General features: G+C 74.2%; 10 protein-coding genes. 3 read left to right on the top strand and 7 right to left on the bottom strand.

Translation table 11 applies throughout. The features are described from left to right. Window positions 1-74 precede the first annotated feature (74 nt). Window positions 75-332 carry a Prokaryotic metallothionein gene (locus ACFU6K_RS27410; protein WP_380667360.1) on the bottom strand — a complete coding sequence of 86 codons (258 nt, stop codon included), beginning with the start codon at window positions 330-332 and terminating at the stop codon, window positions 75-77. Between the two features lie 102 nt (window positions 333-434). Beyond that, window positions 435-833, bottom strand: a complete 399-nt coding sequence (locus tag ACFU6K_RS27405; protein ID WP_380667358.1) for an ACT domain-containing protein — start codon at window positions 831-833, stop codon at window positions 435-437. A gap of 154 nt (window positions 834-987) precedes the next feature. Between ACFU6K_RS27405 and ACFU6K_RS27400 the strand changes: the two genes are divergently transcribed. Then, a complete protein-coding gene (locus ACFU6K_RS27400) occupies window positions 988-1,704 on the top strand; it encodes a PadR family transcriptional regulator (protein WP_380667356.1) in 717 nt (238 codons plus the stop codon). 75 nt (window positions 1,705-1,779) lie between these two features. On the opposite strand, the gene ACFU6K_RS27395 is transcribed toward ACFU6K_RS27400, so the two are convergent. Continuing rightward, entirely contained in the window at window positions 1,780-1,977 is a 198-nt protein-coding gene (locus tag ACFU6K_RS27395; RefSeq protein ID WP_380667354.1) for a hypothetical protein, read from the bottom strand. Window positions 1,978-2,041: 64 nt separating this feature from the next. Further along, the gene (locus ACFU6K_RS27390; RefSeq protein ID WP_053112518.1) at window positions 2,042-2,260 is read right to left on the bottom strand and encodes a hypothetical protein; all 219 of its coding nucleotides are present in this window, start codon (window positions 2,258-2,260) and stop codon (window positions 2,042-2,044) included. Window positions 2,261-2,673: 413 nt separating this feature from the next. Here ACFU6K_RS27390 and ACFU6K_RS27385 point away from each other — a divergent pair, with 413 nt between their 5' ends. Continuing rightward, window positions 2,674-3,369, top strand: coding sequence for a bifunctional DNA primase/polymerase (locus tag ACFU6K_RS27385; RefSeq protein ID WP_380667352.1), 696 nt, complete (start codon window positions 2,674-2,676; stop codon window positions 3,367-3,369). 42 nt (window positions 3,370-3,411) lie between these two features. Here the strand turns inward: ACFU6K_RS27385 and map are convergent, their stop codons facing one another. Beyond that, entirely contained in the window at window positions 3,412-4,257 is an 846-nt protein-coding gene (gene map, locus ACFU6K_RS27380; protein WP_380667350.1) for a type I methionyl aminopeptidase, read from the bottom strand. Window positions 4,258-4,369: 112 nt separating this feature from the next. On the opposite strand from map, the gene ACFU6K_RS27375 reads away from it, so the two are divergent. After that, window positions 4,370-4,597, top strand: coding sequence for a hypothetical protein (locus ACFU6K_RS27375; RefSeq protein ID WP_380667348.1), 228 nt, complete (start codon window positions 4,370-4,372; stop codon window positions 4,595-4,597). Window positions 4,598-4,660: 63 nt separating this feature from the next. Here ACFU6K_RS27375 and ACFU6K_RS27370 read toward each other — a convergent pair whose 3' ends face one another. Further along, window positions 4,661-5,998 (bottom strand): MFS transporter, encoded by a 1,338-nt coding sequence (locus ACFU6K_RS27370; protein ID WP_380667346.1) that lies wholly within the window; start codon window positions 5,996-5,998, stop codon window positions 4,661-4,663. Between the two features lie 86 nt (window positions 5,999-6,084). Then, the coding region (locus tag ACFU6K_RS27365; protein ID WP_380667345.1) for a hypothetical protein at window positions 6,085-6,692 on the bottom strand (608 nt) is incomplete at its 5' end.

Raw genomic sequence — 6,692 nt, 5'->3', positions numbered from 1 at the left:
CACAGGAGCGGCTCGATGGGTTCTGGTGCCTGCCGGGGCCGACTCTTCCGCCGCCACCCGCCGCCACCCGCCGGTCAGGCGGGGTGGGCGCCGACGGCGTCGCGGATCTGGTCGCCGAGGCCGCCGTTGACGCGGGCGCAGTTGGCGCAGCAGAAGAACATGCCGGCGACTTCGACGCCGTGGCCGACGATGCGGACGTCGCACTGTTCGCAGCGTGGGGCGAGCTTCTCCATCGCGCACTCGAAGCTGTCGAAGGTGTAGGTGTCGCCGGTGACCGTCCTGATCTCGAAGGCCAGCCAGTAGTCGTTGCCGCAGGTGACGCAGATGGCCATGGCGGCCGTCTCCTTCCGGTGGGGCCGACCCCGGCGGGGTGGCTCGTCTCCCAGTGTCGAAGGCCCGGTCGGCGGCGGCCACCCGGAGGAGGCGGGCGGGGCTCAGGCGGAGCCGGCGGCGAGGTCCTCCAGGGCGCGGACGGCGCGGTCGGCGTCGTCGGCGGCGACGAACAGGTGGTCGTGGTGGAAGCCGGCCACCACGTTGCAGCTGATGCCCTCCTCGGCGAGCCGGCCGGACACGGCGGCGGTCAGTCCGACGGCCTCCAGCGCCGAGTGGATCCGCAGGGTGATCCAGGCCGCCACGTACTCGTAGCGCAGCCCGAGCGCGTCCGCCTCCTCCTGGGCGATCACCATCGTCACCCCCTCGGGCTCGGCGACGGTCACCACCGGCCGCATGCCGGCGGGCACCCGGGCGGGGAGCGTGCAGTAGACGTACCGACCGGGGTTGAGCTGCGGGCTCATGCCGCGCAGCAGCGTCGCGAGGTCTCGTTCTGCGGCCATGCCCGCCACCGTAGCGGCTGGGCGGGGGATGCGAGGTGCTCCGTGGGCGTGTCGGAATCCGTTGACGAGCGACAGTCACCGATATATCGTCGAACTATCGAGACAGTGACTCGACTGCCTCGTTGAACCTCAGAGATTCGAGGAGGTGGGCGCGATGCGCTCAGAACGTCAAGGAAGGCGATTCCGCTGGGAGGGTCCGCGCGGCGGTGACGGCGGCGGCCCCGGTGGCGGCGGTCGGCGCCGCGGACCGGGCCCGGGGCCGGAGTTCCGGGGGATGCCCGGGGAGGGCTTCGAGGGCCGGGGGGCGTTCGGCGGGTTCGGCCCGCCGTTCGGTGGCGGCGGTCCCGGCCGGCCGATGGGCGGCCCGTACGGGCACGGCTTCGGTGGGCACGGCGGCCGGCGCGGTGGTCCGCACGGGCGGCGCGGCGGGCGGGCCCGGCGCGGTGACGTCCGGGCCTCGCTGCTGGCGCTGCTCAAGGAGCGGCCGATGCACGGCTACGAGATGATCGCCGAGATCGCCGAGCGGACCGGCGGGGCCTGGCGGCCCAGCCCGGGGTCGATCTACCCCAACCTCCAGCTGCTGGAGGAGGAGGGCCTGATCACCGCGGAGGAGGTCGGCGGCAAGCGGCTGGTCTCGCTCACCGAGGCGGGCCGGGCCGAGGCCGACGCCGGACCGGCCGAGCCGTGGGCGGAGGCCGGCCGGGAGGTCGACTGGGAGGCCGTCCAGGAGGTCGGCCAGGCGCTCGCCGCCGTCGACCAGGCGATCCGCCAGGTCATGGCCACGGGCACCGAGGCGCAGCGCGCCAAGGGCCTGACGGTGCTGACCGAGGCCCGCAAGAAGCTGTACCTCATCCTCGCCGAGGATGACTGACCGACCCGGGGGAGTGGGCGGGGGAGCGGGACGGGCGGTGCTGCTGCCCGGGCGGCCCGAGCCGGGGGGAGGGCCTCACGGCCGGACCGTGAACAGGGCCGCGCACACCAGCAGCAGCACCGCCCAGCCGAACCAGAGCCAGGCGTTCGGCTCGATGACCACGCTGTAGAGGCACACCGCCAGGAGCAGCACCCCGGTGACGCCGGCGACCTGCCGGTTGTGGTGCCGGACCGCCCGGGAGCGGTCCCGCGGGTGCCGTACCGTCCTCGCCATGCCGACCTCCGGGGGGAGACTGCGGCCGACCTCCGGGGGGACCGCGGAGGAGGGAGGCGGCCCGTCAGCCGGAGGCCGCCTCGTCGTACTCGTAGCGCCAGAACCAGCTCAGGCCCCGAACCTGCTTGCTCCGGACGTACACCAGTGTGCGCGCGGGAGTCCCGCCGTGCGCGGGGACCGGGACCTTGTACTTCTTGGGCACGCCGAGCATCGGCCCCAGCGGGATGGGGAGGATCTTCCCGTCCAGGGGGCCGCCGACGAATGCGGTGTCCGCGCTCTTCATCCCTCCAGGGTCTCACCTCCGCGGACGAGCCCGGGGCGCACCCGTGGGCCGCACCCGCGGCCGCCGCCGGGAGTGTGACCGGAGAGGCACCGCCCCCGGTCATCCGGAGGCCCTCCGCACCCTTATCCTTCCTGTTACGCCCTCGGGGTCCACCCGGGTCAGCGGGCCCCGTACGGGTCGGGCGAGGCGCGAATCCGCGCGCCCTCCGGCCGATTTGGCGCGGACAGCGTGCTGCCGCGACTGCGTACCGTGACCCGGGCGTCGGCCGTCCGGTGACCCCGGGCCGCGGTCGGCAGGGCGCTGACGTCAGGGCCGAGCACCCCGGGAAGCAGACGGGTGCGCCGTGCGTTGCGTCGAGTGGTACGTCGAACGCTGTGTCGCACCAGGCACGGCAGTTGCGCGGAAGGGGCCCGATGGAAGCCGGCAGCAGGTGGACGACCTGGTGGCAGAAGCGTGATCGTCAGCGGGCGGGGGGCCCGGACGGGCCGGCCGCCGACCTCGATCAGCTGCTCGGCGCGGTCCGCGCCGGATTCCCGCTCGCGCCCGCCGCCCACCCGGCCGGCTACCGGTGCTCCTGCGACCGGGTGGCCTGTCCGGCCCCCGCGCAGCACCCGGTCTCCTTCGCCTGGCAGACCCAGGCCACCACCGACCCCGAGCAGCTCTCCCGCTGGCTCTCCCGCGATCCGCAGGCGAACTTCATCACCGCCACCGGCCGGGTGCACGACGTGCTGGACGTCCCGGCGGAGGCCGGACGGCTGGCGCTGGAGCGGCTGACGGCGCTGGGTGTCGAGGGCCCGGTCGCCGCCGTCGGCGAGGACCGCTACCTCTTCTTCACCGCCACCCGCGGCACCCCGCAGGACGAGGACGAGTGGTGGCCGAGCGCGCTCGACTCCACCCCGGACACCATGTCCGAGCACCCCGGCCTGCGCTGGCACTGCCGCGGCTCGTACACCCTGCTGCCGCCGGCCGCGCTGCCGGACGGCTCCCACGTGCGGTGGCTGCGCGGGCCCGAGCAGCCGCTGCCGGACCCGCTGCGCGTCCTGGACGTGCTCACCGACGCCTGCACCGAGGTGGGCGCCGTCGCCGAGGAGCAGTGGCTGATCGGCTAGGACGCCCACCGGGCGGCGCCGGTCACGGCAGGGCGGCGCCGGTCACGGCAGGGTGAGGACCTCCGCGCCGGTCGGCGTGACCACCAGGGTGTGCTCGAACTGGGCGGTGCGCTTGCGGTCCTTGGTGACGACCGTCCAGCCGTCCGGCCAGATCTCGTAGTCGTAGGTGCCCAGGGTCAGCATCGGCTCGATGGTGAAGGTCATGCCCGGCTTGATCACCTCGGTGGCCCGCTCGCTGTCGTAGTGCGGGATGATCAGGCCGGAGTGGAACGACGTGTTGATGCCGTGTCCGGTGAAGTCCCGCACCACGCCGTAGCCGAAGCGCTTGGCGTAGGACTCGATGACCCGCCCGATGACGTTGATCTGACGACCCGGCTTGACCGCCTTGATCGCCCGGTCGAGGGATTCCCGGGTGCGCTCGACCAGCAGCCGGGACTCCTCGTCCACGTCGCCGACCAGGTAGGTGGCGTTGAGGTCGCCGTGCACCCCGTGGATGTACGCGGTGGCGTCGATGTTGACGATGTCGCCGTCCTGGAGCACGGTCGAGTCCGGGATGCCGTGGCAGATCACCTCGTTGATCGAGGTGCAGACGGACTTGGGGAAGCCCCGGTAGCCGAGGTCGGACGGGTAGGCGCCGTGGTCGCACATGTACGCGTGGGCGACGGCGTCCAGCGCGTCGGTGGTGACGCCGGGGGCGATCAGCTTGGCCGCCTCCTCCATCGCCCGGGCGGCGATCCCGCTCGCGATCCGCATCTTCTCGATCGTCTCGGCGGTCTGCACCTCGGGCCCGGTGTACGGCGTCGGCGCGGGCTTGCCGACGTACTCGGGGCGCGCGATGTGCGCCGGGACCTTGCGGGTGGGGGACTGGATGCCGGGTACGAGAGCCATGCCGCGAGTCTAGTCGCCGGGCTCCGCGGCCCCGGGCGGTGTGCGGCCGGGCCCGGGGCGGGGAATGATCGGTACCGACCCATCCTTCTGGCCTTCTGAACGGGAGAGCGTCATGCCCCTCGGATTCAACCGCAAGCCGACCGGCAAACCCGGTGAGTGGTTCTACTGCATCAAGCACAACAAGGTCGAAGAGGGCCCGGAGTGCCCGGCGAAGGACCGCCTGGGGCCGTACGGCAGCCCCGAGGAGGCCGCCCAGGCCCTGCGGATCGCGGACGAGCGCAACCGTGAGTGGCAGAACGACCCGCGCTGGAGCGACCGGCCCAAGGACGACGCCGAGTAACACCGAACAAACCCGGACCCCGGCGGGACCCGCACCCGGGAGGGACCCCGGACCCCGGCCCGGTCAGGCCGTCGGCGCGGCCTCCCGTGCGGCGCGCTCGTGCTCGGCGCGCACGGCCGCGGCGTGCGGGTCGGTGCGGTCGTCGTAGGCGAGCAGCTTCGGGAGGGCGGCGGCGACCGCGAGCACGGCGACGACGCAGGCGGCACCGCCGGCCCAGACGGCGGCGCGCACGCCGACCAGCCCGGCCATGGTGCCGGCCCGGACCTGGCCGAGCTGCGGGCCGACGGAGTAGCTGAGCAGTTCGACGCCGGCCATCCGGCCGCGCAGCTCGTCCGGGATGGACTGGTTCCACATGGTCGAGCGGGCGAGCCCGCTGATCTCGTCGGCGCCGCCGGCCAGCGCCAGGCCGAGCAGCACCAGCCCGATGTGCTCGGTGAGCCCGGCGAGCGCCATCGCCGCGCCCCAGCCGACGGCGGCGACCACCAGCAGCCGCCCGTGCCGGTGGACGCGGGAGGTCCAGCCGCTGGTCGCGCCGACCAGCAGGGCACCGAGGGCGGAGGCCGCGTACATCGGGCCGAGTGCCCAGTCCGCCCCCAACTCCGAGGCCAGGAACGGGAAGACGGCCACCGGGTAGGCGAACAGCATGGCGCAGACGTCGATCGCGTAGGTGCCGAGCAGGTCCTTGCGGCTCCACGCGTAGCGGACCCCGGTGAGCACCGCCCGGACGGACGGCCGTTCGGCGCCGGTGGGCGGCGGCACCGCCTTGATCCGGACGAGCAGCAGCAGCGAGACGGCGAAGGAGAGGACGTCCAGCGCGTACGCGGTCTGCACCCCGGCGAAGGCCACCACGACACCGGCCAGCGCCGGGCCGGCCACCGAAGCGGCGTTGTGGTACAGCGACCTGAGGGCGAACGCGGCGGTCAGGTGCTGGTGCGGGACGAGCCGGGGGAGGAGCGAGTCCAGTGCCGGACGCTGGATGCCGTCGGCGGCCGCGACCAGCGCGGCGACCAGGTAGATCGGCCAGAGCAGCGGGTGCGGCAGCAGGGCGTTGACCAGCAGCAGCCCGGCCAGCAGACCGAGCGCGACCTCCGCCCGCAGCACCAGCTTCCGGCGGTCCAGGGCGTCGGCGAGGGCGCCGCCCCACAGGCCGAAGACGATCAGCGGCACCAGTTCGACGGCGCCGATCAGGCCGACCGCGAAGGAGGACCCGGTGAGTTCCTTGATCTGCATCGGCACGGCGACGAGCGTCAGGAAGCCGCCGAAACTGGTGACGCAGCCGGAGGTCCACAGGTAGCGGAAGTCGCGCGAGGCGCGCCAGGGGGACAGATCGGGCGTCAGCGAGCGCAGCAGCCTCCGGGCGCGCCCGGGCACGGGGGGATGCGGGGGTTCGTCGACGTTCACGAACCGTCATCCTCGGGCGGCTGCCACCGTTTCCGCAAAGGGTTTTCGACCGGGTGGTGAACTTATCGACCGGCCGGTGAACAGGGTCACCAGCGGGTGATCGCGGGGGCCGAGGCCAGCCGCCCGGCGAGGTCGGCGAGCCGGTCCCGGACGGAGCGGCGGCCGGTCCGCTGCCCGGCGGCGACGCTGACCAGGTGCTGGGCGAGGTCGAACGGCCCCTCGGCGGCGGTGCCGACGGTCAGCCGCTCGTGCGCGAGCCGGCGGAGCTCGCCCAGGCCGTGGGGTTCGCCGAGGCCGTGGGGTTCGCCGAGGCCGCTCGAACTACCGGGCCCACCAGGCCTACCGGGCCTGTCGAGCGCGGCGGGCCCGTCGGCGTCAGCGGAGCCCCCGTCCAGCGCGAGCACGGTCGCGCCGCGCCGCCGGGCGTCGTGCACCCGCTCCAGCAGCGCGGCGCCGGCCGCCCGGGGGACCACCACCAGCACGGTGTCGCCGCGCCCGGCCTCGGTGAGCCGCCGCAGGTCGTGGGTCAGGTGGGCCGGGGCGTCGGCCGGCGGGCTGTGCCGCAGCAGGGTGGGCGCCAGCCGGGGGACGTCCGACCAGGCGGCCTCGTCGTCCAGGTGGGCGGCCAGGTGCCAGGGTTCGTACGCCTCGGTGCCGACCAGCAGCAGCCCGCTCGCGCTGCGCCGTTCCACCG

The organism is Kitasatospora sp. NPDC057512, assembly GCF_042802135.1.
In the GTDB taxonomy this organism is placed as follows: domain Bacteria; phylum Actinomycetota; class Actinomycetes; order Streptomycetales; family Streptomycetaceae; genus Kitasatospora.
This window is presented reverse-complemented; position numbering and strand designations above follow the sequence as displayed.